This window comes from Granulibacter bethesdensis CGDNIH1 (genome assembly GCF_000014285.2).
Classification (GTDB): Bacteria; Pseudomonadota; Alphaproteobacteria; order Acetobacterales; family Acetobacteraceae; genus Granulibacter; species Granulibacter bethesdensis.
In genome coordinates, this window is sequence record NC_008343.2 from 996,503 (window position 1) to 1,019,158 (window position 22,656).

Annotated in this window: 20 protein-coding genes; 11 read left to right on the forward strand and 9 right to left on the reverse strand. The window is 59.2% G+C overall.

Annotated features, from left to right (window positions below; translation table 11 throughout):
• The first annotated feature begins 33 nt into the window (after positions 1 to 33).
• From GBCGDNIH1_RS16805 to GBCGDNIH1_RS16815, 3 genes are all read left to right on the forward strand, one after another.
• Positions 34 to 1,686, forward strand: a complete 1,653-nt coding sequence (locus GBCGDNIH1_RS16805) for a bifunctional protein tyrosine phosphatase family protein/NAD(P)/FAD-dependent oxidoreductase (protein WP_011631574.1) — start codon at positions 34 to 36, stop codon at positions 1,684 to 1,686.
• A 22-nt stretch (positions 1,687 to 1,708) separates the two neighbouring features.
• Positions 1,709 to 2,485: a sulfite exporter TauE/SafE family protein gene (locus tag GBCGDNIH1_RS16810; protein WP_011631575.1), complete on the forward strand. Its 777-nt coding sequence runs from the start codon at positions 1,709 to 1,711 to the stop codon at positions 2,483 to 2,485.
• 87 nt (positions 2,486 to 2,572) lie between these two features.
• A complete protein-coding gene (locus GBCGDNIH1_RS16815) occupies positions 2,573 to 4,243 on the forward strand; it encodes a helicase HerA-like domain-containing protein (protein ID WP_043452754.1) in 1,671 nt (556 codons plus the stop codon).
• Positions 4,244 to 4,256: 13 nt separating this feature from the next.
• On the opposite strand, the gene GBCGDNIH1_RS16820 is transcribed toward GBCGDNIH1_RS16815, so the two are convergent.
• A complete protein-coding gene (locus GBCGDNIH1_RS16820) occupies positions 4,257 to 5,057 on the reverse strand; it encodes a platelet-activating factor acetylhydrolase IB subunit (protein WP_011631577.1) in 801 nt (266 codons plus the stop codon).
• A 33-nt stretch (positions 5,058 to 5,090) separates the two neighbouring features.
• Positions 5,091 to 5,963, reverse strand: coding sequence for an undecaprenyl-diphosphate phosphatase (locus tag GBCGDNIH1_RS16825; RefSeq protein WP_025286377.1), 873 nt, complete (start codon positions 5,961 to 5,963; stop codon positions 5,091 to 5,093).
• A 126-nt stretch (positions 5,964 to 6,089) separates the two neighbouring features.
• Between GBCGDNIH1_RS16825 and murI the strand changes: the two genes are divergently transcribed.
• A complete protein-coding gene (murI, locus tag GBCGDNIH1_RS16830; protein WP_011631579.1) occupies positions 6,090 to 6,920 on the forward strand; it encodes a glutamate racemase in 831 nt (276 codons plus the stop codon).
• Positions 6,921 to 6,929: 9 nt separating this feature from the next.
• On the opposite strand, the gene GBCGDNIH1_RS16835 is transcribed toward murI, so the two are convergent.
• Positions 6,930 to 7,367, reverse strand: a complete 438-nt coding sequence (locus GBCGDNIH1_RS16835) for a GlcG/HbpS family heme-binding protein (protein WP_011631580.1) — start codon at positions 7,365 to 7,367, stop codon at positions 6,930 to 6,932.
• Positions 7,368 to 7,646: 279 nt separating this feature from the next.
• Here GBCGDNIH1_RS16835 and cydD point away from each other — a divergent pair, with 279 nt between their 5' ends.
• From cydD to recQ, 6 genes are all read left to right on the forward strand, one after another.
• Positions 7,647 to 9,371, forward strand: a complete 1,725-nt coding sequence (gene cydD / locus GBCGDNIH1_RS16840) for a thiol reductant ABC exporter subunit CydD (protein ID WP_050748527.1) — start codon at positions 7,647 to 7,649, stop codon at positions 9,369 to 9,371.
• Entirely contained in the window at positions 9,368 to 11,059 is a 1,692-nt protein-coding gene (gene cydC / locus GBCGDNIH1_RS16845; protein ID WP_011631582.1) for a thiol reductant ABC exporter subunit CydC, read from the forward strand. The genes cydD and cydC overlap by 4 nt, the downstream gene beginning before the upstream one ends.
• Positions 11,060 to 11,155: 96 nt before the next feature.
• Positions 11,156 to 11,935: an amino acid ABC transporter ATP-binding protein gene (locus tag GBCGDNIH1_RS16850; protein WP_025319195.1), complete on the forward strand. Its 780-nt coding sequence runs from the start codon at positions 11,156 to 11,158 to the stop codon at positions 11,933 to 11,935.
• On the forward strand, positions 11,932 to 13,443 hold the full coding sequence (locus GBCGDNIH1_RS16855; RefSeq protein WP_011631584.1) for an ABC transporter substrate-binding protein/permease: 1,512 nt from the start codon (positions 11,932 to 11,934) through the stop codon (positions 13,441 to 13,443). The genes GBCGDNIH1_RS16850 and GBCGDNIH1_RS16855 overlap by 4 nt, the downstream gene beginning before the upstream one ends.
• A gap of 100 nt (positions 13,444 to 13,543) precedes the next feature.
• Positions 13,544 to 13,942 carry an OmpA family protein gene (locus GBCGDNIH1_RS16860; protein WP_011631585.1) on the forward strand — a complete coding sequence of 133 codons (399 nt, stop codon included), beginning with the start codon at positions 13,544 to 13,546 and terminating at the stop codon, positions 13,940 to 13,942.
• 23 nt (positions 13,943 to 13,965) lie between these two features.
• Positions 13,966 to 15,855: a DNA helicase RecQ gene (gene recQ / locus GBCGDNIH1_RS16865; protein ID WP_011631586.1), complete on the forward strand. Its 1,890-nt coding sequence runs from the start codon at positions 13,966 to 13,968 to the stop codon at positions 15,853 to 15,855.
• Between the two features lie 20 nt (positions 15,856 to 15,875).
• On the opposite strand, the gene GBCGDNIH1_RS16870 is transcribed toward recQ, so the two are convergent.
• From GBCGDNIH1_RS16870 to GBCGDNIH1_RS16895, 6 genes are all read right to left on the reverse strand, one after another.
• A complete protein-coding gene (locus tag GBCGDNIH1_RS16870; protein WP_011631587.1) occupies positions 15,876 to 16,352 on the reverse strand; it encodes a DUF4399 domain-containing protein in 477 nt (158 codons plus the stop codon).
• A 40-nt stretch (positions 16,353 to 16,392) separates the two neighbouring features.
• Complete coding sequence (locus tag GBCGDNIH1_RS16875; protein WP_025319193.1) at positions 16,393 to 16,773, reverse strand: hypothetical protein; 381 nt, start codon at positions 16,771 to 16,773, stop codon at positions 16,393 to 16,395.
• A gap of 70 nt (positions 16,774 to 16,843) precedes the next feature.
• Positions 16,844 to 17,506, reverse strand: a complete 663-nt coding sequence (locus GBCGDNIH1_RS16880) for a hypothetical protein (protein WP_011631589.1) — start codon at positions 17,504 to 17,506, stop codon at positions 16,844 to 16,846.
• Between the two features lie 50 nt (positions 17,507 to 17,556).
• Positions 17,557 to 18,405 carry a class I SAM-dependent methyltransferase gene (locus GBCGDNIH1_RS16885; RefSeq protein ID WP_011631590.1) on the reverse strand — a complete coding sequence of 283 codons (849 nt, stop codon included), beginning with the start codon at positions 18,403 to 18,405 and terminating at the stop codon, positions 17,557 to 17,559.
• Between the two features lie 77 nt (positions 18,406 to 18,482).
• Positions 18,483 to 20,261: an ABC transporter ATP-binding protein/permease gene (locus tag GBCGDNIH1_RS16890; RefSeq protein WP_011631591.1), complete on the reverse strand. Its 1,779-nt coding sequence runs from the start codon at positions 20,259 to 20,261 to the stop codon at positions 18,483 to 18,485.
• Positions 20,262 to 20,408: 147 nt separating this feature from the next.
• The gene (locus GBCGDNIH1_RS16895) at positions 20,409 to 20,765 is read right to left on the reverse strand and encodes a DUF3253 domain-containing protein (RefSeq protein ID WP_050748528.1); all 357 of its coding nucleotides are present in this window, start codon (positions 20,763 to 20,765) and stop codon (positions 20,409 to 20,411) included.
• A 190-nt stretch (positions 20,766 to 20,955) separates the two neighbouring features.
• On the opposite strand from GBCGDNIH1_RS16895, the gene glcF reads away from it, so the two are divergent.
• Positions 20,956 to 22,320, forward strand: a complete 1,365-nt coding sequence (gene glcF / locus GBCGDNIH1_RS16900) for a glycolate oxidase subunit GlcF (protein WP_011631593.1) — start codon at positions 20,956 to 20,958, stop codon at positions 22,318 to 22,320.
• Positions 22,321 to 22,656: the final 336 nt, after the last annotated feature.

The following is a 22,656-nucleotide window of genomic DNA, read 5'->3' on the forward strand; positions in this document are numbered from 1 at the left end:
CTTCAGAAGTCTGTATCAGCAGGAAATGGCGCGATGTCCTTCCATAAAATCACTTCCAGTTTCACGGCCGCTCCGCAACTGACGGAAGAGGCTGTGGCAAAGGCCGCGGCCGAGGGATATCGCAGCATTTTCTGTATGCGCCCGGATGAGGAGGAAGCAGGCCAGCCTTCATCCACCCGGATCGCCGAAGCCGCTGCGCGCCATGGATTGGCGTTCGCTTCTTTCCCGGTGGCCGCAGGGCAGGTGGCAGACAGTGCAACGGTGGCCAGAATGGCGGAGGCGTTCAGAACGATGCCTCATCCCGTTCTGGGATATTGCCGCACCGGACAACGTGCGGTTTCGATCTGGGCCTTGTCGCAGTCTGGCATTCTGGATCCGGATGAAATCGTTGCTCTGGCGCAGAGTGGAGGTTTCAATGTCGAACCGCTTCGCCCCCAGCTTCTGCCGCTTGCGCCGGTCGGTGGACGCAAAACCTTCAGTGTGGTGATTGTCGGCGGTGGCGCTGCCGGGATTTCGGTCGCAGCCAGTTTGCTGAAGCGTCAGAAAAATCTGTCCGTTGCCATTATTGATGGCGCTACGGAGCATTATTACCAACCCGGTTGGACGATGGTTGGCGCCGGTGTTTTCAGTGCCGATTTTACGCGCCGTTCCGAAGCATCGGTGATCCCGGGGGGTGCACAATGGCTGCGCTCTTTCGTGCGGTCTTTTTCGCCTGCCAGTAACGAGGTTGTTCTGGTGGATGGCACGGTGGTTGAATACAGCGTGCTGATCGTCGCCGCAGGAATCAAGCTTGACTGGGATGCCATTCCTGGCCTGACGGAAACGCTTGGGAAAAACGGTGTCACATCCAACTATCGTTACGATCTGGCTCCCTATACTTATCGTCTGGCAAAAGAATTGCGGGGTGGCCGTGCACTCTTTACCCAGCCGCCAATGCCGATCAAATGTGCCGGTGCACCGCAGAAAGCAATGTATCTGTCATGTGATATCTGGCAGAGCGCAGGCGTGCTCCGTAACATCAATGTCCAGTTCCACAATGCGGGCGGCGTTCTGTTCGGCGTGGCGGCCTATGTGCCGGCGCTGATGAAATATGTCGAACGCTACGGCATTTCCCTTCAATTCGGATCAAGGCTGGTGGCCGTTGATGGTCCCGCCCGCACTGCAACGTTTGAGAAAGATGGCGAGCGTATCGAGCGGAGTTTCGATATGCTGCATGTCGTGCCGCCACAGGTCGCGCCTGATGTCGTAGCCCGCAGCGAACTGGCTGGAAAAGATGGTTTCGTGGAGGTCGACCCGGCCACCATGCGTCATGTGCGTTTTTCGAATATCTATGCGCTGGGCGATGTCGCTGGTACATCCAATGCGAAAACCGCAGCTGCGGCGCGCAAACAGGCACCGGTTGTGGCAGGCAACGTGCTGGCGACGCTGCATGATAAGGAACCGGATTATGTTTATGACGGCTATGGTTCCTGCCCGCTGACTGTTGAGCGTGGCCGGATCGTATTGGCGGAATTCGGCTATGGTGGCAAGCTGCTGCCGACATTCCCGAAATGGTTGCTGGATGGTCTACGTCCGACACGTCTGGCATGGTTTCTGAAAGCACGTGTTCTGCCTTCACTTTATTGGAACGGTATGCTGAAGGGCAAAGAGGTTTTCGCGAAACCTGCCCGACGTAACGACGCCTGATCGCGTAGAGCGGGAGGATCGGATGATCCTGAGCACCACCCAATATCTGCTCGGTGCGATGTCCGGCAGTCTGGTCGGGCTGACACTTGGTGTGGTGGGAGGGGGCGGCTCGATACTGGCTGTCCCGCTGATGGTGTATCTGGTGGGGGTGCCGTCGCCGCATATGGCGATTGGCACCAGTGCTCTTGCTGTTGCAGCCAATGCTTTTTCAGGATTGATCGGCCATGCGCGGGCGCATACCGTGAAATGGCGCTGTGGTGGCATGTATGCGGCTTCGGGCGTTCTTGGTGCGCTGGGTGGATCTGTGCTTGGTAAAATGATGAACGGACAGAAATTACTGTTTCTGTTCGCTCTGCTGATGATTGTCATTGCCGTACAGATGCTCAGGGGCCGCAAGCGGGAGGGTAATCCGGGAGCGGAGTGCAACCGCGAAAAAGCTCCTAAAGTGCTTGCATACGGATTGGGAACCGGCCTGTTTTCCGGTTTTTTCGGGATTGGCGGTGGTTTTCTGATTGTGCCCGGTCTTGTGGCCTCTACCGGTATGCCGTTGCTGAATGCGGTAGGATCATCGCTGGTTGCGGTCACGGCTTTCGGGCTGACGACAGCGGCAAGTTATGCGTTCAGCGGGCTGGTGGACTGGCCACTCGCTATTATGTTCATTCTCGGTGGTATTGCTGGATCCATGGTCGGGATTGCCGTCAGCCGCTATCTGGCCGGGCGCAGCGGCATGCTGGGAACAGTGTTTGCCGGGCTGATTTTCGTTGTTGCCGCCTATATGCTCTGGAAAACGCTTACCTGATTGTGATGTGCCGAGTGGATGACACGGCGCAGGTGTCATCCTAGGATTCCGACGACCGGTTTTTTAAAACGGTACGGAGCAGGACTCATGACAGAAACCCCCATTCTGGTCGGCACTGGTGAGCATGAAGCACGTCTGCTGCCCGCTTTTGCCAACCGGCATGGCCTGATTGCAGGGGCGACCGGCACCGGCAAGACAATCACTCTTCAGGTGCTGGCGGAATCCCTGTCCGCTGCCGGGGTGCCGGTCTTGTGTGCGGATGTGAAAGGTGATCTCGCGGGGTTGTCGCAGCCGGGCGCCCCCAATCCGAAGCTGGAACAGCGCGCGTCCCGGCTGGGCGTTCATGATTACAGCTATCGTGCCGCGCCTGTCGTATTCTGGGACGTATTCGGGGTTTCCGGTCACAAGGTGCGGGCCACAGTGGCGGAGATGGGGCCGATCCTGCTTTCACGCATGCTGGAGTTGAATGACACACAGGAAGGTGTTCTCTCCATCGCCTTTGCGGTAGCGGACGATGAAGGCCTCCTGCTGCTTGATTACAAGGATTTGCGGGCTGTTCTCTCGCACGTGGCCGAGCGGGCCGGGGAGCTGGGCACAGAATACGGCAATGTCAGCAAGGCCACGATCGGTACGATTCAGCGCCGCCTGCTGAGACTGGAACAGGAAGGCGGAGAAGCCTTTTTCGGTGAACCGGCGCTGGAACTGGCTGATTTACTGCTGATCACGCCGGATGGACGAGGAGCAGTGAACATCCTGGCGGCGGATCGGCTGATTCACAGCCCGCGCCTGTATGCGACTGTGCTGCTCTGGCTGCTGTCCACTTTATACGAGACCTTGCCGGAAGTGGGTGATCTGGCACGCCCCAAACTGGTGTTTTTCTTCGATGAGGCACATCTGCTGTTTGATGATGCCCCCAAGGCGCTGGTGGACAAGGTGACGCAGGTTGCGCGTCTGATCCGTTCCAAGGGAGTCGGAGTTTATTTCGTGACACAAAATCCGCTGGATATTCCTGCCTCTGTGCTGGGACAGCTCGGTAATCGTGTGCAGCATGCGCTGCGCGCTTTTACACCAGCGGACCAGAAAGCAGTCCGCGCGGCGGCGGACACGTTCCGCCAGAATCCGAGGCTGAATACCGAGGAGGCGATCGGATCACTTGCAGTCGGTGAAGCGCTGGTTTCTTTCCTTGACGAGAGCGGATCACCCTCTGTCGTGCAGAAGGTTCAGATCGTGCCGCCCCGCTCCCGTATAGGGGCGATTACGGCGGAGGAACGGGCAGAGATCATCCGCAAAAGTCCGGTCGGTACGAAATACGATGCATCGATTGACCGGATCAGCGCTTATGAGCGCCTTTCCGGGCGCGCGACTTCCAGCCAGCAAGAGACCGCCCCTGTTTCTCCTGCGCCGGTCGAGCCGGGCGGTGACCCTTGGGGCACAGCGATGGGACCGGCACCTTTGCCGCCATCATCCGGACAAGGATCGGTCTGGAACAGCAATGGTTGGCAGGGTGGGCTGGCCGATTCAGCCCCTTATCCTCCGCAAGAGCCGGTTTCCCGCCCCGCCCCGCGTGAAGTCCGGACCCCGTCCCGGAACGGGGAAGGCGGCGGGTGGCTCGGCGATGTGCTCGGCAGCCATGGTGGGCGTCAGGGGCTGGGTGAGGCGTTTGCCAAATCCGTCATCCGCAGCCTGGGCAGTCAGGTCGGTACCAAGGTTGGTGGGGAAGTTCTGCGTGGTATTCTCGGATCCATCCTGAAACGCTGAACCGCCACGCCACTCAGCGCACCGGCGTATCCCCGAGCATACGGGCTATATGCGGCTCCATTGCCTGCGCCATGGCCGCCTGTGTGGCTGCATCCGGGTGAAGAGGCGGCTCCGGCGGTGTCAGATGGATGTCCAGAAAGCGGGTGCGATCCACCTTTCCCCCGCTCATGAACAGGGCGCGGAGATCGAGAAAGGTCACACGATGGTCATAGCGACCGGGCAGGGCACGGTTGAGGGCCACAGTCTGCGCGTCGACCCATTCATTGCGAATGGAGGGCAGCACACCCAGCAGCAGAATCTGCATCTTCGGCAGGTGGCGATGCAGGGACTCTATGATGGCGTCGATCCCTTGCAGGGTCGGTTCAGCAGGCCAGCGGAGCTTGCCGAAATTATTGGCACCGATCAGCACGACGGCAGCCCGGGGATTGATGCCGCTGGCTTCCCCGTTTTCGATCCGCCACAGCAGGTGTGCGGTGGTATCGCCTTTGTAGCCCAGATTGATGGCGTGGCGGTGACCATAATAATGGTTCCAGACCGGGGCGAAATTCTGCCAGGGTTCGGGGCCGGTTTTCTCCCAATTCTGGGTGATGCTGTCGCCGTAGAACACCAGATCGACCGGCTTCTGACGCAGTTCGCGTTGTTTTTCTTCCCAGCGATGTTTCCACCAGGGCAGATCAAGACGGGACAGCGGTGTTGCTGCCAGCGGCTTGCCGTTATGGGCATGGCCCAGGCGAGGTGGCAGCGACATGGCCAGACCGGAGCCAAGGGCTGCAGACAGCATCGTGCGCCTTGTCCATGCAGAAGAAGCGTTCATCTGAAACGTCCTTGTCTGGGATTCGGTCTTGTGTCAGGCGAAATGCAGCCACGCCAGCGCACCAAGGCCCGCTATGATGCAGTAAAAAGCGAAAGGCTTCAGCGCCCAACTGTCATGATCCCGGAAATAGCGCATCAGAAAGGCCGTGCTGAGCCATGCAGTGATGCCGGCTGCTACGGCAGCCAGGGCGGCGGTCTGGAATACGCCTGGTGCGATATCGGCATGCAGTAATTTTGGCACTTCCAGCACGGTGGCCCCCAGAATGATCGGCAATGCGATCAGGAACGAGAAATGCGCGGAGGCTTCATGATCGATTCCGCGCAATAATCCGCCGACAATGGTGGCACCAGAGCGGGAAATACCCGGAATCAGCGCGGCGCACTGCCAACAGCCGATAGTGAATGCATCCATGACGGTGAGGGTAGACAGGGCGCGGCGCTCTGTAACCTCATGATCGCTGGTCTGGGGATAAGGGCTGGCGGCTCCTCGCAATTTCTCCCCGAACAGAAGAAGTCCGCCATTCACCACCAGAAAAAACGCGGCAATCGGGGCCGATTCGAACAGCGCCCGCAACATATGCTCAAGTAAGCCGCCGACTACGATGGCTGGCAGCGTTGCGACCACCAGCAGCATAAAAATCCGTCGCGCTTGCGGTACATGATGGGCCGGGGCAAAGCCGATAACGCCGCTGAACAACGCCCACCAGTCGCGCCAGAAATACAGCAGCAGTGCAGCCGCGGTACCCAGATGCAGAAACACCAGAAATGGCAGGAAGGTCTGGCTGTGTTGCGGCAGGCTCCAGCCCAGCAATGCCGGAAGGACAACGGCATGCCCCAGTGAACTGACCGGGAAAAGCTCGGTTGCGCCTTGCAGGATAGCAATGGCGATGGCCTGGATCGCGTTCATGGATTCTATCCTCAACCGGTCATCTTTCCGATTGAGTGGCGGAAACCGGCAGCTCTGGCAAGCATACGGGGGCAGTATCCGGCATATGCTCTTGACCCGCGATCATGAAGGAGGCACCCCACCCGGGTGAGAAAGACGGACGCACATATTCTGGTTTTCGACTCCGGCATTGGCGGCCTTGGCGTTGCCGATTGTATCCGGCGCATGCTGCCTGCGGCGACCCTTGGCTATGTCGCCGATACGGCGGGGTTTCCCTATGGCGCGATGAGTGACGAGGCTCTGGTCACCCGCGTGCTGACGGTGCTGGAGCAGGCAATAGCCCGGTTGCGGCCCGATATGGTCGTGATCGCCTGCAACACGGCCAGCACGCTGGCATTGTCTGCGCTGCGGTCTCGGCATGATCTGCCATTTATCGGCTGTGTGCCGCCCCTGAAATGGGCGGCCTCGGTCAGTGCCACCCGCCAGATCGGTCTGCTGGCAACCCCGGCGACGGTTGACCGTCCTTATCTGACGGCCCTGATGCAGGAACACGGGCAGGGTTGTACGCTTCATGCCCATGGCGCCCGTCATCTGGCCGGTTATGCGGAGGCTGTGTTCCGTGGCGAAACGGTGCTGGTTGAGGCCGTCAGGGCCGAGCTCGGTATTCTCGGTATGATCCCCGACATTGATGCGGTGGCGCTGGGATGCACGCATTACGGACGGTTGCTTCCATGGTTGCGGCAGGCCATGCCGCGTCCGGTGGCATGGCTCGATCCGGCAGAGGCGGTGGCGCGGCAGGCGGCCAGAATAGCCATTACCGCTGCGGCTACTGCCGCGCCTGACAGTCTGCCACGAGCTGCGCCATGCTGGGCACAGACGGTCTTTACGACCGGAGCTGTCCCCGATGAGGCCACACGGCAAGCATGGGCGGCGGAGGGGTTTCCGGAGTGGCAGCCCCTGGAGATCGCCTCCGCCTGAGCCGGATAATCAGGCTTTCGTTTTGGGAGCCGGCGGTTTGGCTCCCGTCTGCTCGAAGGCGGCTGCGGCGGCTTCGGCCACGCTCTGATCCTGCTCGCCGGAGCCTCCGCTGATTCCGACTCCACCGACCACTTTGCCATCGCGCCGCAGCGGGATTCCGCCTGCGAAAATCATGACACGCCCATGATTGGATTGCTGGATACCGTAGAACTGCTGGCCAGGCTGGGCATTACCCGCCAGATCCTTGGTGGAAATATCGAAAGCACGCGCGGTGAACGCCTTGTTGATGCTGATGTCGATGCTGCCGAGCCAGGCATCATCCATCCGATGGTGAAGCTTCAGATTTCCGCCGCCATCAACGATGGCGATGTTCATCGGCTGCCCGATTTTTCGAGCGTGTTTTTCAGCGGCGGTGGCGATCCTGACGGCGTCTTCCAGAGTGATCATGGTATCCCTTAACGACCAGAGAAAAGCTTTTATTCATCAGGCTGCGTCCTTTTCCCTGCCATGGAAAGGAGGGACAAAAAGCCCAATGCCGGTTTCCCGCCGGATGCGGCAAATCCTCTTTTCAAACGCTCTGAACGGGAACTCGTTCGATCCGGTCGATACGTGTGTCACGGGCATAAAGCCGGATTTAAGGAATTACCCTGTCAAAGACAGAGCCGAGAGGTTAAGAAGCGGCCCATAATGCGTGACAAAACCCGTTCTTCCTCCGGTTCCGCTCCGATGACAGGCGCTTCCTCTGCGCGTGCAGGGGGCAGGCGTCATTCTCCTGCCCGTGGGTGGCTGAAGGAACAAGGGGGGCTGGCCCGCCGGAATGCGCGCCATGTCATCCTGTTGGGCCTGACCGGCACCATTCTGGCCGTGGGGCAGGCATGGTGTCTGGCAGCGGTTTTCGGCGGCACGCTTGGCCACGCCATGGTCGGTGGACTGCCTTATGCCATGGCTTTTCTGGGAATTGCGGCAATACGCGCCTTTCTGGGGGCTATGACGGAGCGCTATGCGGCGGCGGCTGGTGCAGCGGCTCGGCGGCGGCTGCGGGATCAGGTGATGGCGAGGCTGCTGGCCATTGGTCCTTCCTTGCTGCGCGGATATCATTCCGCCGAGCTGGCGGCGATTGCCGTGGATCGGATCGAGGCGCTGGACGGATTTTTCTCCCGCTGGGTTCCTGCTGCTTCTCTGGCGATTCTGTCGCCGGTCCTTATCCTGCTGGCGATCCTGCCACTGGATTGGCGGGCGGCTCTGGCCTTGCTGGCTGCGGGTCTGTTGGTGCCGTTCGGTATGGCGCTTTCCGGCATTGGCGCGGCGGTCGCTTCCCGCCGTCAGTTCGTGGCGATGAGCCGCCTGCAGGCCCGTTTTCTGGACCGGGTGCGCGGCATTGCCACCATCGTTCTGAGCGGGCGGACCGAGGATGAAGCCATCGCTCTGGGACGCGCCGCCGATGAGTTGCGCCGCCGCACCATGCGGGTGTTGCGGGTGGCGTTTCTGTCCTCCGCCGTGCTGGATCTGGCGATGGCGGCAGCTCTGGTCGGTCTGGCGCTGCATTACGGACAGGCGATCCTGTCCGGTCAGGCAGGTCATCCGGCGCGGGCGCTGTTCGTGCTGCTGCTGGTGCCGGAGTTTTTCGCGCCGCTGCGGGCCTTTTCGCTTGCCTATCAGGACAAGATGCACGCAACCGGTGCGGCCGAAGCCATCGCCGCCCTGCCGGAGCCACCGGAAAAGCCCGTTCTTCAGGTTCGCACCATTGAAGCACGTGGTGTGACGGTCACGTTCGATCATGTCTCGCTGGTGTGGGACGAGACACGTGGCCCGGCCCTGCATGATGTCAGTTTCCGTATTCCTGCCGGGGAGACAGTGGTTCTGGCCGGTCCTTCCGGATCGGGCAAGTCAAGCATCATGGAGGTTTTGCTGGGCTTTACCCGTCCAACGAGTGGACGGGTGGCCCTGAACGGCATGGACATCACGGATATTGTTCCGGCGGCTCTCTCCCGGCTGACGGCCTGGGTCGGGCAGAAACCGATGCTGTTTGCGGGGACCATCCGCGACAATATCCTGTTCGCCCGCCCGGAAGCATCGGAGCAGGATCTGCTGGATGCCATCCGTCATGCCCATGTGGACGATTTTGCCCGCGCCCTGCCGGACGGGCTGGAGACGATGATAGGCGAGGGGGGGTATGGCCTATCCGGCGGTCAGGCGCAGCGCGTGGCGATTGCGCGCGCCTATCTTCGCAATGCTCCGCTGCTGCTGCTGGATGAGCCGACTTCCCATCTCGATCCGGTTACTGAAGCTGATATTCTGGACAGCCTGAAACGTCTGGCGGTTGGCCGCACCGTATTGCTGGCCAGCCATAGCGCGGCTGCGCATGCTTTTCCGGGTCATCGGATTGATCTGCGGGATGGCAGTGTCGTTTCCGCACCATTCCCGACCATGTATGGAAAGGTGATGGCATGACCGCATTTCTTCGCCCGCTGCTGGATGTTGCCGCGCTGTGGCGTAACCGTTTGCCTTGGTTGCTGGCCGGGATCGTGGTTTCGGTTCTGGCCGTTTTGTCTGCGGCGCTGCTGATGATGCTGTCAGGTCGTACCGTGGCGGCCGCCATGATGCTCGGCGTGCTGGCCGCTCCCATGCTGTTGCGCTGGACCGGTGTGGCCAGGGTGGTGTTGCGCTACCTTGAGCGCGTTGTCACGCATGATGCCATGTTCCGGGCACTGGCTGATCTGCGGGTCTGGTTTTTCCGTGGTATAGCGCGTGATGCCGCAGGCGGATTGGGCTTCCGCCGTGCCGGAGACGTGCTGTCCCGTCTGGTCAATGATGTGGAGGCGCTGGACGGGCTTTATCTGCGTATTGTCGTTCCTGTTGCCGGGGCGCTGGTGCTGTTGCCGGTGCTGCTTTACGCGCTGGGGCGGCTGGATGCCATGCTGGCGATAGTGGTCGGTGTGTTGTTCGTGCTGGCTGCTTTCGTGCTGCCGGTCATCTCCGCCCGCACTGCAGCGGGGCAGGGCGCAAGGCTGACCACTTCCATGAGTCGGTTGCGGATTGCAACCCTCGATACCCTGACTGGTCTCAGAGAGGTGCGGGCCTGTGGTGCGGAAGACCGCATGCTGGCAGATATTCAGGCTCGCCAGGCGCTGCTGCTGACGGCACAGCGTGAGGGGGCGGCCCGTGCCGCATGGGCATCGGCGGCGTCATTTCTGTTTGGGCAGGCAGGCGTAGCGGCTGTGCTGTTCGCGGTCGCGCTCAATGTCGTGACGACTGGTCCGGCAGCCTTGATCGGGTGTGCATTTCTGACGATTGCTGCGTTTGAGGCGATCGGGGGCCTGCCGCGTGCCGGTGTGCTCGCCGGACATGCCTCCGCTGCCGCGGAGCGCGTGCTGGAAGCGGCCTCCAGGCCCGAAAGCAATGTGCCGCAGGGTGTGGCAGATGTTGAAGAAAGATTGCGGGAGGAAAGACTGCGGCCGGTACGCGGTAAAACGGCGGCCCTGTCTTTCAGACATCTCTCGTTCCGCTGGCGGCAGGATGGGCCGCTGGTGCTGGATGACCTCAGTCTGGATTTGCCCGCGGGTGCACGGGTTGCGCTGCTCGGCCCTTCAGGAGCCGGAAAGTCGACCATTGCCGCTCTTGCGATGCGCCTCGCTGTGCCGGAGGCAGGACATATTTTTCTGTCAGGCACCGATATGGCGACCTTACCGGTCGATATGGTGCGAGGCCATTTCGCATGGCTGTCCCAGACAACGCATCTGTTTGACGACACGATCAGGGCCAATCTGCTGCTGGGTCGGCCCGATGCGCAGGAGGCCGATCTCTGGGCGGCGCTGGATGCGGCGCAGTTGGGTGCTGTGGTTCGCGACCTGCCTGATGGCCTGGAAAGCTGGGTTGGTGAAGGCGGATTCCGCCTGTCCGGAGGGCAAGGGCGGCGTCTGGCTCTGGCGCGGGCGCTGTTATCCCATGCTCCGATCCTGATTCTGGATGAGCCGGCGGCCGGTCTTGATGCACAGACCGAACGTGAATTGTTTCTGACCCTGAACGAGGTAGCCGGCGATCGCACCGTTCTGCTGATCGCCCATCGTCTGACAGGAGTTGAGAAGCTGGACCGTATCTACAGACTGTCTGGCGGTCAGGCAGTTCCTGCAATGAGCTGAAGAGCTGAAACAATTAACAGAACGTCATCATTTCATGCGTGACATGAGGGAGCTTGCCCGCTTTTCTGACCGGATGGGTTGAAAAGGCATGCAATCGTGACGGATTCTCCTGTTGAAGATGCGATCGTCCAGATCGACAGTCTGCGCAAGAGTTTCGACGGTACCGAGATTCTCAAGGGCGTCTCCTTGCAGATAGAGCAAGGAGATCTCGTGTCGATCATTGGGCCGTCAGGCTGCGGTAAATCAACATTCCTGAGATGTATTAACTTTCTGGAAATCCCTGATTCGGGACGGATATCCGTTGCCGGCATTGCACTGGAACGGTCCGGTACAGATGAGCGCTGGACCAATGCGATGGAGGAGCGTGCCCATGCGCTGCGTGAGCAGGTCGGCATGGTTTTCCAGGGCTTTCACCTGTTCGCGCATCGCACAGTGGCAGAAAATGTGATGATGGCACCGATGATCGTGAAAGGCCTGAAAAAGGCTGCGGCGCGCGATCTGGCCATGCATCAGCTCTCCCGTGTCGGTCTGGCCACATTCGCCGATCGCTATCCCGGCACGCTGTCCGGTGGCCAGCAGCAGCGGGCTGCCATTGCGCGTGCTCTGGCCATGTCGCCGAAAGTGATGCTGTATGATGAGCCGACCTCTGCGCTTGATCCCGAACTGGTTGATGAGGTGCTTCAGGTCATGCGCGATCTGGATGCGGATGGCATGACGCAGCTGATCGTGACGCATGAGATGCGCTTCGCGCGTGATGCTTCCGATTACATCGTGTTTATGGAAGGTGGCGAAATCATCGAAGTGTCCGACGAGGACGAGATCTTTGAAAACCCGCGCGATCCCCGGACGCGCCGTTTCCTGAAGCGGTTCGCATGATGCGTTGTATGCTGGCTGTCCTGATGGTTCTGCTCCTCAGCCTGCATTCCGGAGCGGTGCGGGCTGGGGATGATCTCCGCTGGGGTGCTGACGCGCAGTCTGATGCACCTTATATTTTTCACGATCCAGATCGTGAGGATCGCCTGATTGGTTATGAAAAAGACATTGTTGACGAGATCGGGCGTCATCTCAATCGCAATCTGATCTTTGTTCAGAATGGTTGGGACAGCCTTATCCCCGGCCTGGATCGGGGACTGTATGATTTCTCGATCGACGGTCTGGAAATTACCCCCGCCCATCGTGAGGTCGTTGATTTTTCAAAGCCCTATTATGTAACGTCGGAACAGCTCGTCGTCCGTAAGGACAGCAAGGGACTGGATACGCTGGAGTCACTCCACGGCCATGCCGTCGGCACACTCAAGGCCAGCGTGGGCGAGCGGATTCTGCAGAAACACCCTGATATCAACCTGCGTGTGTATGAGGAGGAGATCGACGCCTATACCGATCTCCATAATGGCCGTACCGATGCGGTTCTGCTCGATTGGCCGATTGCCCTGTATTATTCAGCGACAGATCCCAGCCTGAAACTCATTGGTAAACCAATCGGTCACCTGGAATACGGTATTGCCGTGCGCAAGGGTAATCAGGTGTTGCTCGATCAGATCAATACTGCTCTTGACCAAATGCGTGCCGATGGAACCCTCCGTCGTATTCTGGAGCGGTGGAACCTCTGGACGCCTGCTATGGAGACGTTCACCGGGGATCACACCTCTATAACACAGCCGGCGGTTTATTATGATGAATTTGTAAAGGCGCACGCACCGGCCACGGCATGGCGGATCAAATTTAAACGCTATATCGGTTTTATCCCGCTGATCGCTCATGCAGCGGTCACAACACTGGAAGTCTCCCTGCTGGCTATGGTTCTGGCGGTGGCAATGGGATTGTTGCTGGCGGTCTCGCGATTATATGGCCCGGCCCCGCTGCGTATGCTGTCAGTGATGTATATCGAAATCATGCGGGGCACGCCGCTGCTGATCCAGGTACTGTTCGTATTCTACGGACTGCCGAATCTGGGGATCAGGCTGGATCCGTTTTTCGCTGGCGTACTGGCGCTGGGCCTGAACTACGCGGCGTATGAGGCGGAAAACTACCGTGCCGGTCTGGGTGCGGTCCCGCATGGCCAGTACGAGGCAGCCATTGCCTTGAACATGACGTCTTTCCAGGCCCTGCGTCATGTGGTGATTCCACAGGCATTCCGGCTGGTGATTCCGGTGATGACCAATGATTTCATCTCTGCGCTGAAGGATTCTTCGCTGCTGTCTGTTATCACCCTGTCTGAACTCAGTCAGACCTATGTGCGTCTTTCCACCACATACTATGATTATTTCGGCACGGGTCTGATGATCGGCGCTGCCTATCTTCTGATCGGTCTGCCGTTTGTGCGTCTGGCACGCTGGACGGAGGAAAGACTTCACACTGGCCGCAGGCCGCAGCGCCGAGTGTAGACAGAAACGCAACGGTTTTCATCAGGCCGGTTGACGCTCATCGCCTTCGGAGGCACACCTTGTCGTAAGACGGTACAGCTTTTTAACAAGGGAGTCGGCCATGCGCCGCCTAAGCCTGCTTTGCTTGCCCCTGATCGCCGCTGCATGCTCTCAGCCAGCCGCGCTTCAGCGTTCCTATAATGTTTACTTCCTGCAGGATTCTGCTGTGCTCGATCCGGCGGCCACTCAGGTGGTCAGCTATGCCGCGGAGCTCGCAAAGCAGTATCCAGGTCTGAAGGTGACCGTGTCAGGCTATGGCGGTAAGTCCTCTGATCAGGCGTCTACAGTCACGGAAACACCTTTGGCCAAGCTGCGTGCTAATGCGGTGCGGGATCAGCTGGTCTCTGACGGGATTGCTAAAAGCAGAATCGAACGTTCGGTCCACACGGTTGATGCATCCAATCTGGCCGTGGCAGAGCGCCGCGTGGATATTGATATCGGAGATGTCAGCAGCAAGTAATCCAATGACCGGCATATTCGGTATTGGCTTTGCTTGACAGGCTGCTCCACCCTTTTTCGGGTCGCTCACAGGAAAACCCGGCGCTGGATGTTCTGCGCCGGGTTTTCGGCTATCCGGCTTTTCGAGGATTACAGGAAGACGCCATCGCTCATGTGATTGAGGGTGGTGATGCGTTGGTTCTGATGCCGACCGGGGGCGGCAAGAGCTTGTGTTACCAGGTTCCGGCGCTCTGCCGGGATGGGATGGCGATTGTGGTGTCCCCGCTGATTGCACTGATGGACGATCAGGTGGCGGCGCTGCGTCAACTGGGTATCAATGCCGCCGCCCTCCATTCGGAGCTGGAAGCCGATCAGGGCCGGGCCGTGTTCAGGGCGGCGATGGATGCCAGACTCGATCTGCTTTACGTCTCGCCGGAGCGATTGCTGAACGGTCTGATGGATCGGTTGCCGGAATCGCGTATCGCCCTGATTGCGATTGATGAGGCCCATTGCGTGTCGCAATGGGGCCATGAGTTCCGCCCCGAATATCGCGCTCTGGCTCGCCTGCCGGAGCGATTCCCCGGTGTTCCGCGCATTGCCCTGACGGCCACAGCCGATGCTCGCACGCGCGATGATATTCTCCGTGCGCTCGGAATGGAGCATGCCCGGGTTTATGCGGCTTCATTTCATCGCCCTAATCTGCGCATCGCGGCAGCCGAGAAAATTGCTGAAACATCGCAGATGATGGCGTTTCTGGCCCGGCATCGTGATCAGGCGGGAATCATCTATTGCGGCAGCCGTGCCAAGACCGAGCGTACGGCGCAGCGTTTGCGTGAAAAAGGGATTGATGCGATCACCTATCACGCCGGTTTGCCACCATCGGAAAAGCAGGTGGCCCTGACCCGTTTCCGCGGCGGGGAGTCGGTGGTGATGGTGGCGACCATCGCGTTCGGAATGGGTATTGATCGTCCTGATGTGCGGTTTGTGGTGCATCTGGATATGCCGGACAGTCCGGAAAGCTACTATCAGCAGATCGGTCGTGCCGGGCGCGATGGCGAGGAGAGTGAGACACTTCTGCTGTATGGGGGCGAGGATATCGCCCGTGCCCGGCATTTCCTGTCCATTTCGGTGGCGCCTGACAGTCAAAAGCGGGTGATGCGGCAACGTCTGGATGCGATGATCGGTCTGGCGGAAGCTGCCGATTGCAGAACGCGGGCGCTGCTCTCCTGTTTTGGCGAGAGTATGGAGCAGCCATGTGGTCATTGCGATTTATGTGCGGCACCGCCAGAAACTTTTGATGGTTCGGTGGAAGCGCAGAAAGTTTTGTCTGCGGTTTATCGCACCAGCCAGCCAAGACCCGGAGATACGCGGCCCGGCATGGTATTCGGCGCCTTGCATATTGTGGCCTTGTTGCGGGGGGAGTTGACGGAGGGAATCCAGCGTCATCAGCATGACCGTTTGCCGACTTACGGTGTTGGCAAGGATCGTCCCGCCACCTTCTGGCGTAGTGTGATCCGGCAGCTGATTGCCAGAGGCATGCTGGATATGGATGTGGAAGGCCATGGTGGATTACGGCTGGTGCCTGATCGCGTCCGAACGGTCCTGCGTGGTACGGAGAAAGTCTTTCTGCGACAGGAGACCGCTTCCCGCCTGCCAGCACGTCGTACGCGTGAGGAAAGAAGGGCAAGCAATCCGGTTTCTGACAATATTCCGGATGCGATCCGTGCTGAATTCGATGCGCTGAGGGCATGGCGCATGAAGGAGGCAAAGGAGCAGGGTGTTCCCCCTTACGTAATTTTCCACGACAGCGTGCTGCGAGACATCGCCACTTCTGCCCCCACCGATCTCGAAACGCTTGGTCGTATCAAGGGAGTGGGGGCATCGAAGCTTGACCGCTACGGACGGCATGTTCTTGCTGTCCTGGCCGGGGTTTGAGCGCGGAGACCGGATCCCGGTTATTTGACCGTAATGGTCACAGGTTCCGACAGCAGGGGATGGCTGTGCGGCACATGGCCGGCATCGCCCATGATCAGTTGCAGCGTATGTTTGCCGGGCGGCAATTTGATATCAACCTGCGTCTGCCCTCCGCCAAGGTGAACATGGTGGGCATCTTTCGGAATGGATTCCTCCAGCGCCTCACCCTGGGGGGCAGGTGTATCGATCAGCAGATGATGATGGCCGGTGCGCGGTTGATCGTCACCGGCTGGTGCAATCCCCAGTCCTTTCAGCCCGGTGACGACTGTGAAGGGGCTTGAGACCACTGCGCCATTGGCCGGGCTGATGATGTACGGTCTGGCTCCGGACGGCCAGAATGACTGATCATTTTCTGCAGCCTGAGCAGGGTTGAGCAGGGCCGCAACCGGTAGGGAAAACAGACCGATCGCCCCTACGAAACGGAGAGAATGGAATGAAGAAAACATATGCCTGTTCATGATCGGTTTCCTTTAAAAATCTGAAACAGGAATGAAAAATTTAAAGCGGCGTGCCTGGTGTTTGTCCGTATCCCTTGCTGCGTGTCTTGTGGGAGATTCCCCGATCAGCCGCCTTCTCCAGAGTAAGATAAGGATAGCGGCGGCAGAGAGAAATCACCTCGTCCTGCAATATTTGTTTCGAGGCATGGTCGAGATTGGAATAAAAAGGTGCTCCACCCTCCCACAGAACGCGGTTATCGGCCTCCATCAGCGCATTATCGACGTTTTTCAGCGCCTGTTTGGAATCTCCGATATCGATATCCTTGATGGTCTGCCTGCATGTATCCGGTATGGCATGGGCCGGGCATGGGGCAGTCAGGCAAAGCACGGCAGCGGCGGACAAAGTGAAAAAGCACGGAACGGCACGGTAACGAGAAAACATGGGACTCTCCACCCCTGTTGCGTGGCCGTATAAAGTTTTTACTATGCCAGACTATGCAGGGATTTCACCTTCAATTTTGAGTGTGGTCACCTGTGCCCTGGCTGGATGCTTGAACCGGTCCATTCAGCAGGACCCGTTGATACTGTTCTTCGACATAGGCGAAGGGTTGACCGTCGCTGGTGGTCAGCAGGGCGCGATTGATCAGAATGGCCTGTTTGGGAGGGCTGTCAGCCTCAATGGGTGTTTCGCCCACCGTTGATTGAGGAATTTTGGAATCACTCGCCAGACGTCGGCGTTCGAAATGCAGTGGCAGAACGATTTTGCCAAAAGGTTGATCGGTCAGCAGCAACTGACGGTTCATATCGGGCGTCAGTTTTTCCGGCAGGTAGGCGAGTGTCGCAATCGAGACCACATGCGGCCCGCACATCAGATGAACATGGCGGGTGACTATATCGTATCCTGCTGAGGGATGTAGAGACTCGAGCGCCTGTGACGGAACTTTGCCGGCCGGTTGTTTCTGGGCCGTCACATGGCTGGCCGGCGGCATCAGCCCGCGTCCGATGCACCAGCGCTGCAACACTTTTGTGGCACTCGGTTCCGCTGCAAGATCGGCGGTCAGACGGTCCAGCGTATAGGCAGGCGTTACAAAAGCGGTTTTGTCCGATGCAGGCTGGCATCCGGCCAGAAGAAGAGAGGCAAGGAACGCAGTGATAGTGCGGGGATAAAAAGGCATAGGAAAAATCACTTTATCGTCTGGCCGGATGATCCGGCAGGTTGCAATGATCAGGCAGGCGGCAGCGTGACAATCACCGGCAGCCGATCCCGAGAAAAACGACGACCCTGCGATGAGATCAGTCTGTTCTGAGGAGAGAGGGCGAGTGATGCCATCCATGATCGTCCCCTGACAGCGCCATAGGGAATCAGGTGAAGCGGTCGGCTCAGGGACCAGCAGGCAAGCGTAGGACCAATCCGGTCGCGATCAATACCCCAGCGCATACGCGGCACGGTGAAGAGGGGCGTTTTATGAAGCCCATGGGCGGTCAGCGTGGCAAACCAGACCGGCACAGTATCGAATATCAACATGGAGGCAGGAAAACGCTTCGTCATATGCCGCAGCAATGGAGCGACACGATTTGGCGGGAAATACATCAGCAGCCCCTGCATCAGGAACAGGCAGGGGCGAGATGGATCAATTGCCTCCAGCCAGCCTGTATCCAGAGCATCCACGCCGAGGCTGCGGAACCGCTCCGTATCCGGCAGCATCTGCCGACGCAGAGCGATAACCTCGGGCAGATCAACTGAAAGCCATGTGCAGGTGCCATTGTCGACCCGGCGTGACTGGGTCTCCAGCCCTTCTCCGATGGAGATGACCATGCCGTCAGGATGCCTGCTCAGCCAGTCGGTCAGCAGAGTGTCGATCGCCCGGCTGCGCCCGGCAAAGGATCCGTCAGCCGCTCCGAAACGGGCTATCCAGTCGATCATCAGCGCGTTGCGCATGCGGATTGCGTGAGGATCATGCAGAATGCCATCAGGCCGCGCTGCTTCGGCAGCACGGTCATGCAGGGTCCAGAGCGTCGTTTCCGGGATTCCGCACAGGACAGGCCGTATGGGCCGGGGAATGTCGGCATTCATGCCGGTATCATAGCAGAGCTGGTCCTCCCTGTCCGCTGGTCACGACGGACAGGGAGAGAGACTTACGCGATGCTGTTTCAGGCCGGGCGCAGTATTCCTGCCTGATCGGGTTCCGGTCGATGCAGAATCACAGTCCGGTCATGGTAAGCGGAGGTCGCTTCACCATGCGCAATGGAGACGATGGTGGTCTCTGGCAGTTTCTGCCGCAGCGCCTGATAGGCCTCCTGTTCGGATTCGGAATCAAGATTGGCGGTTGCCTCATCCATAAACAGCCAGTCCGGTCGCACCAGCAGGGCGCGGGCCAGAGCAATACGTTGTTGCTCACCGCCGGACAGGCGATGCGACCATTGATCGGTCTGGTCCAGACGGGGAATCAGATGATCCAGCCTCATGGCATGCATGGCATCCGCAATCTGCTCATCCGACACTGAAGAAGGGTTCAGAGGATAGGTCACCGCCCTGCGCAGGGAGCCGAGCGGAAGATAGGGACGCTGTGGCAGAAACAGGAAGCGCCCCGGAATATGGATCGACTGCACGGAGCCGAACGGCCAGATGCCTGCCAGCGCGCGGAACAGAGTCGATTTCCCTGAGCCGGAGCGTCCCTTGATGCGGATATTCTGGCCCGCTGACAGAACCAGCTCATCCTGATGCAACAGAACCTCGCCAGTTGGCAGGGAAAGATTCAATCCTTTGACGACGACATCATTCGGATGGGCCGAAACAGGGCTGGACGCTGTGGTATCTGACCCGCCCGACAAGGTAGCCGCACGGTTGCGTTCTGCTGCGCGTGCCTGGTTGAGGGCGTCCTGAAAAGTGGAAAGACGGCTGACGACCGCCCCCCAGCTTGCCAGCGTCGTATAGCTGCTGACAAACCAGGAGAGTGATCCCTGCACGCGCGAGAAAGCTTGCGACGTACGCTGCAACCCGCCAAGCGTAATCTGTCCGCTGAAATAATGCGGGGCTGCCATGACATAGGGAAAAACCGAAGCGATCAGATCATAGCCGCTGGAAAAGGAATTCAGCCCCAGATAGCGCCGCAGCATCGCATACCAGTTGATGACGATATCCCCGAAACGTGATTTCGCGGTGGCTCGCTCTTCCGCTTCACCATGATACAGGGCGATGCCTTCGCTGTTTTCACGTACGCGAACCAATGCGAAGCGCAGATTGGCTTCGTAACGTTGCTGGACGAAGCGCAGATAGATCAGCTTCCGCCCGATCAGATGCGTCAGTAACGTGCCGATGATGGAGTAGATGAGGGCTCCCCACAGCATATAACCCGGAATATGGAAGCCGAAGATCGTCATTGCGCCGGAGAGTGACCACAGCACACCCAGAAACATCACCAGCGTGACCGCGTTGGAGATGAAGCTGAAGCCGATCGACAATGTGTCGGAGGTAAAGTCGCGGATATCGTCGCTGATACGCTGATCGGGATTATCGGTCGCGGTATCGTTTTCCTGATGCAGCAGACCCAGCCGGTAATAGATCCGGTCATCTATCCACTCATCAATCATGCGCTTGGTCAGCCAGCGCCGCCAACGAATCTGGAGGCTCTGCTGGAGATAGATCGAGGCCACCCCAAAAATGATCGACGGGATCGCCAGTGTAATGAAACCGGCCTGTCCCTTGTACCAGAACAGGAACAGCTGCACGAAGGCGGAGGCGTCTTTTTCCTGCAGGGCGTTGAAAAAAGCGCCGTGCCAGTAATTCATGACCAGATCCAGCCCGTTCTGGGCCAGATTGAGGGAGAGCACTGTCGCCAACAGACCCAGCGCAACCCATTTTTCCTCTGACAGGAAATAGGGAATGGTCAGCCGCCAGGCGCCCCGTAGAATTTTGCCGAAATCATGCATGCGTTGAAACCTGCCCTGCCAGCGAATGGTCGAAAAGCGGATGGAGTGTCAGAAAGGGAAGCATTTCAAGATAGGGTTGCCGGAATGGCGTGATGCTGGCTCATGGTTATCAATATTGTAACCATTTGGCTCGGGCCCACGATGCGGTCAGTAACCCTGAGCCGGTTCCTGATCCTGCGTTAAAGAATTCGGTTCCTCCGGGGGATTCGGCCGGACGCGCAGGCGCAGCACCCCACGCATGGTATCGGGTGTAACCGGTTGTGGCAGGGGTTTGCCCTTGCGCAGTACGTCGATCAGTCCGGCACTGGCCAGTCTGGCCGCCTGCCGTCGGACCTGGCTCAGCAGGCGTCGCCATTCCTCCGTCGGGGCCAGTGCCCGTGCGACTTCGGTCGGACAGATGGAGGAAGCAGGACCGCGTTCTGTGGTCAGTCGTATGATCTCGGCATCAATGGCCTGGGGGCTGACTTTGGTTCTGGTGGCGGGGGAGGCCGGGCGCTCTGTCATGGCGGACAGGGTTGAACCATTGTGCGGCACTTCGCAAGGGAGAGTTAAGACCTGACAGCTTCATGACCCGGCTTTTCGACGGCTGGAACAAGGGCATAGACAGGGTAGGGGAATCCTCGGCAAGAAAGGGTCGTCATCTTCGATATTCATCGGGCTGGCGGCAGTGTGAGGCGCGGAGAAAAGCAGAATCATGCAAACCAGTTTTACGCCGGAGCAGCTGCGCGACCCTGATATAGCGGCCTCCAACCAGGTGCTGCGTACCTGCGTGCATTGTGGCTTCTGCACCGCCACTTGTCCTACTTTCGTGCTGCTGGGGGACGAGCTGGATAGCCCGCGTGGCCGGATCTATCTGATCAAGGACATGCTGGAAAATGGCCGTGCAGCCACGCAGGAGGTGGTGAAACATCTCGACCGTTGCCTCTCCTGCCTTTCCTGCATGAGCACCTGTCCCTCCGGTGTGAACTATATGCATCTGATCGACCATGCGCGGAGCCATGTGGAGAAAACCTATCACCGGCCATGGCATGACCGGCTGCTGAGGGCGGTGCTGGCACGGGTTCTGCCCAGCGTCTCGCTGCTCCGGGGGGCTTTGGTCATGGCACGGATCACCCGCCCGTTGGCCGGCGTGATTCCGGCCCTTCTGCCGAAAGGCCATCTGCTGGGTCAGCGTCTGCGCGCTCTGCTGGACCTGGCCCCAAAGGCCCCTTCGTCCGGTCATGCCGTGAAACCGGGCCTGTACCGCGGACAGGCGGGAATGCAGACTGTGAAGCGGCGCGTTGGCCTGCTGACCGGTTGTGCACAGCAGGTGTTGTCTCCCTCCATCAATGAAGCGACCATCCGTCTGCTGAACCGGCTGGGGGTGGAGGTGGTCGTGACCGCGGAGCAGGGGTGTTGCGGCGCGTTAACCCAGCATATGGGCCAGCATGACCGTGCCATGGCCGCGGCCCGGGCCAACATTCTCGCCTGGAGCCGGGAAATCGAGGGGGAAGGGCTGGATGCAGTCATCGTGAATACATCCGGTTGCGGCACGACCGTCAAGGATTACGGCTTCATGTTCCGGAATGAAGCTGAGGCGGCTCAGGCGGAGAAAGTGGCGTCTCTGGCGCTGGATATTTCCGAATATCTCTGCCGCATCGGCTATACTCCGACTCCGTTGCCGGAAGATGAGGCACCCCTGACCGTAGCCTATCATGCCGCTTGCAGCCTTCAGCATGGCCAGCAGATTCGTGCCGAGCCTAAAAATCTCCTGGTTCAGGCCGGATTTCAGGTGGTGGAACCGGTAGAGCCTCATCTTTGCTGCGGATCGGCCGGGACATATAATATCATGCAACCGGACATCGCGACCCGGCTGAGGGACCGCAAGCGCGGCAATCTACGGGCGCTTCAGCCTGATCTGGTCGCAGCAGGCAATATTGGCTGCATCAAGCAGCTTGGTTGTGACTCCCTTCCAGCCTTGCATATGGTGGAACTGCTCGACTGGCGTGCCGGTGGGCCGGAGCCGGAGGTGGTCCGCATCGTGCAGGCCCGGCGTGCCGCATCCGCTATGGCAAGCTGATCGGCCCTGTTCCAATCAATAGAATCGCGCCGCCTTTACCCTCTGTTTCTCCATGACTTCAGGTGGAGTTTGAGGGAGAGATGTTTTCGCGCAACCGTGTCATTCAGGTGTCTATCCAACCCTGCGACAGGGCGGGAAGCCGGGCTGCAAATTGTTGAAACAACAGGGATAACGCACGATCCATAATACCCTATATGGTGTGTTACGGGGGATCCTCACCAATATATGTGGGGTTTGGCCGGGAAAATGAGTTGACGGCAAGGGCGCAAACGTAGAGCATCCAGACCTGTTCGGGCGCGGGCTTGAGACATGCCGCGCCATGATCCGTTACCCGCG

Bases quoted from the DNA above. Each gene is read 5' to 3' on its own strand.
- GBCGDNIH1_RS16805 (WP_011631574.1), top strand. From the start codon at position 34: ATGTCCTTCCATAAAATCACTTCCAGTTTCACGGCCGCTCCGCAACTG.
- GBCGDNIH1_RS16810 (WP_011631575.1), top strand. From the start codon at position 1,709: ATGATCCTGAGCACCACCCAATATCTGCTCGGTGCGATGTCCGGCAGT.
- GBCGDNIH1_RS16815 (WP_043452754.1), top strand. From the start codon at position 2,573: ATGACAGAAACCCCCATTCTGGTCGGCACTGGTGAGCATGAAGCACGT.
- GBCGDNIH1_RS16820 (WP_011631577.1), bottom strand. From the start codon at position 5,057: ATGAACGCTTCTTCTGCATGGACAAGGCGCACGATGCTGTCTGCAGCC.
- GBCGDNIH1_RS16825 (WP_025286377.1), bottom strand. From the start codon at position 5,963: ATGAACGCGATCCAGGCCATCGCCATTGCTATCCTGCAAGGCGCAACC.
- GBCGDNIH1_RS16835 (WP_011631580.1), bottom strand. From the start codon at position 7,367: ATGATCACTCTGGAAGACGCCGTCAGGATCGCCACCGCCGCTGAAAAA.
- cydD (WP_050748527.1), top strand. From the start codon at position 7,647: ATGACAGGCGCTTCCTCTGCGCGTGCAGGGGGCAGGCGTCATTCTCCT.
- cydC (WP_011631582.1), top strand. From the start codon at position 9,368: ATGACCGCATTTCTTCGCCCGCTGCTGGATGTTGCCGCGCTGTGGCGT.
- GBCGDNIH1_RS16855 (WP_011631584.1), top strand. From the start codon at position 11,932: ATGATGCGTTGTATGCTGGCTGTCCTGATGGTTCTGCTCCTCAGCCTG.
- GBCGDNIH1_RS16860 (WP_011631585.1), top strand. From the start codon at position 13,544: ATGCGCCGCCTAAGCCTGCTTTGCTTGCCCCTGATCGCCGCTGCATGC.
- GBCGDNIH1_RS16870 (WP_011631587.1), bottom strand. From the start codon at position 16,352: ATGAACAGGCATATGTTTTCTTCATTCCATTCTCTCCGTTTCGTAGGG.
- GBCGDNIH1_RS16875 (WP_025319193.1), bottom strand. From the start codon at position 16,773: ATGTTTTCTCGTTACCGTGCCGTTCCGTGCTTTTTCACTTTGTCCGCC.
- GBCGDNIH1_RS16880 (WP_011631589.1), bottom strand. From the start codon at position 17,506: ATGCCTTTTTATCCCCGCACTATCACTGCGTTCCTTGCCTCTCTTCTT.
- GBCGDNIH1_RS16885 (WP_011631590.1), bottom strand. From the start codon at position 18,405: ATGAATGCCGACATTCCCCGGCCCATACGGCCTGTCCTGTGCGGAATC.
- GBCGDNIH1_RS16890 (WP_011631591.1), bottom strand. From the start codon at position 20,261: ATGCATGATTTCGGCAAAATTCTACGGGGCGCCTGGCGGCTGACCATT.
- GBCGDNIH1_RS16895 (WP_050748528.1), bottom strand. From the start codon at position 20,765: ATGACAGAGCGCCCGGCCTCCCCCGCCACCAGAACCAAAGTCAGCCCC.
- glcF (WP_011631593.1), top strand. From the start codon at position 20,956: ATGCAAACCAGTTTTACGCCGGAGCAGCTGCGCGACCCTGATATAGCG.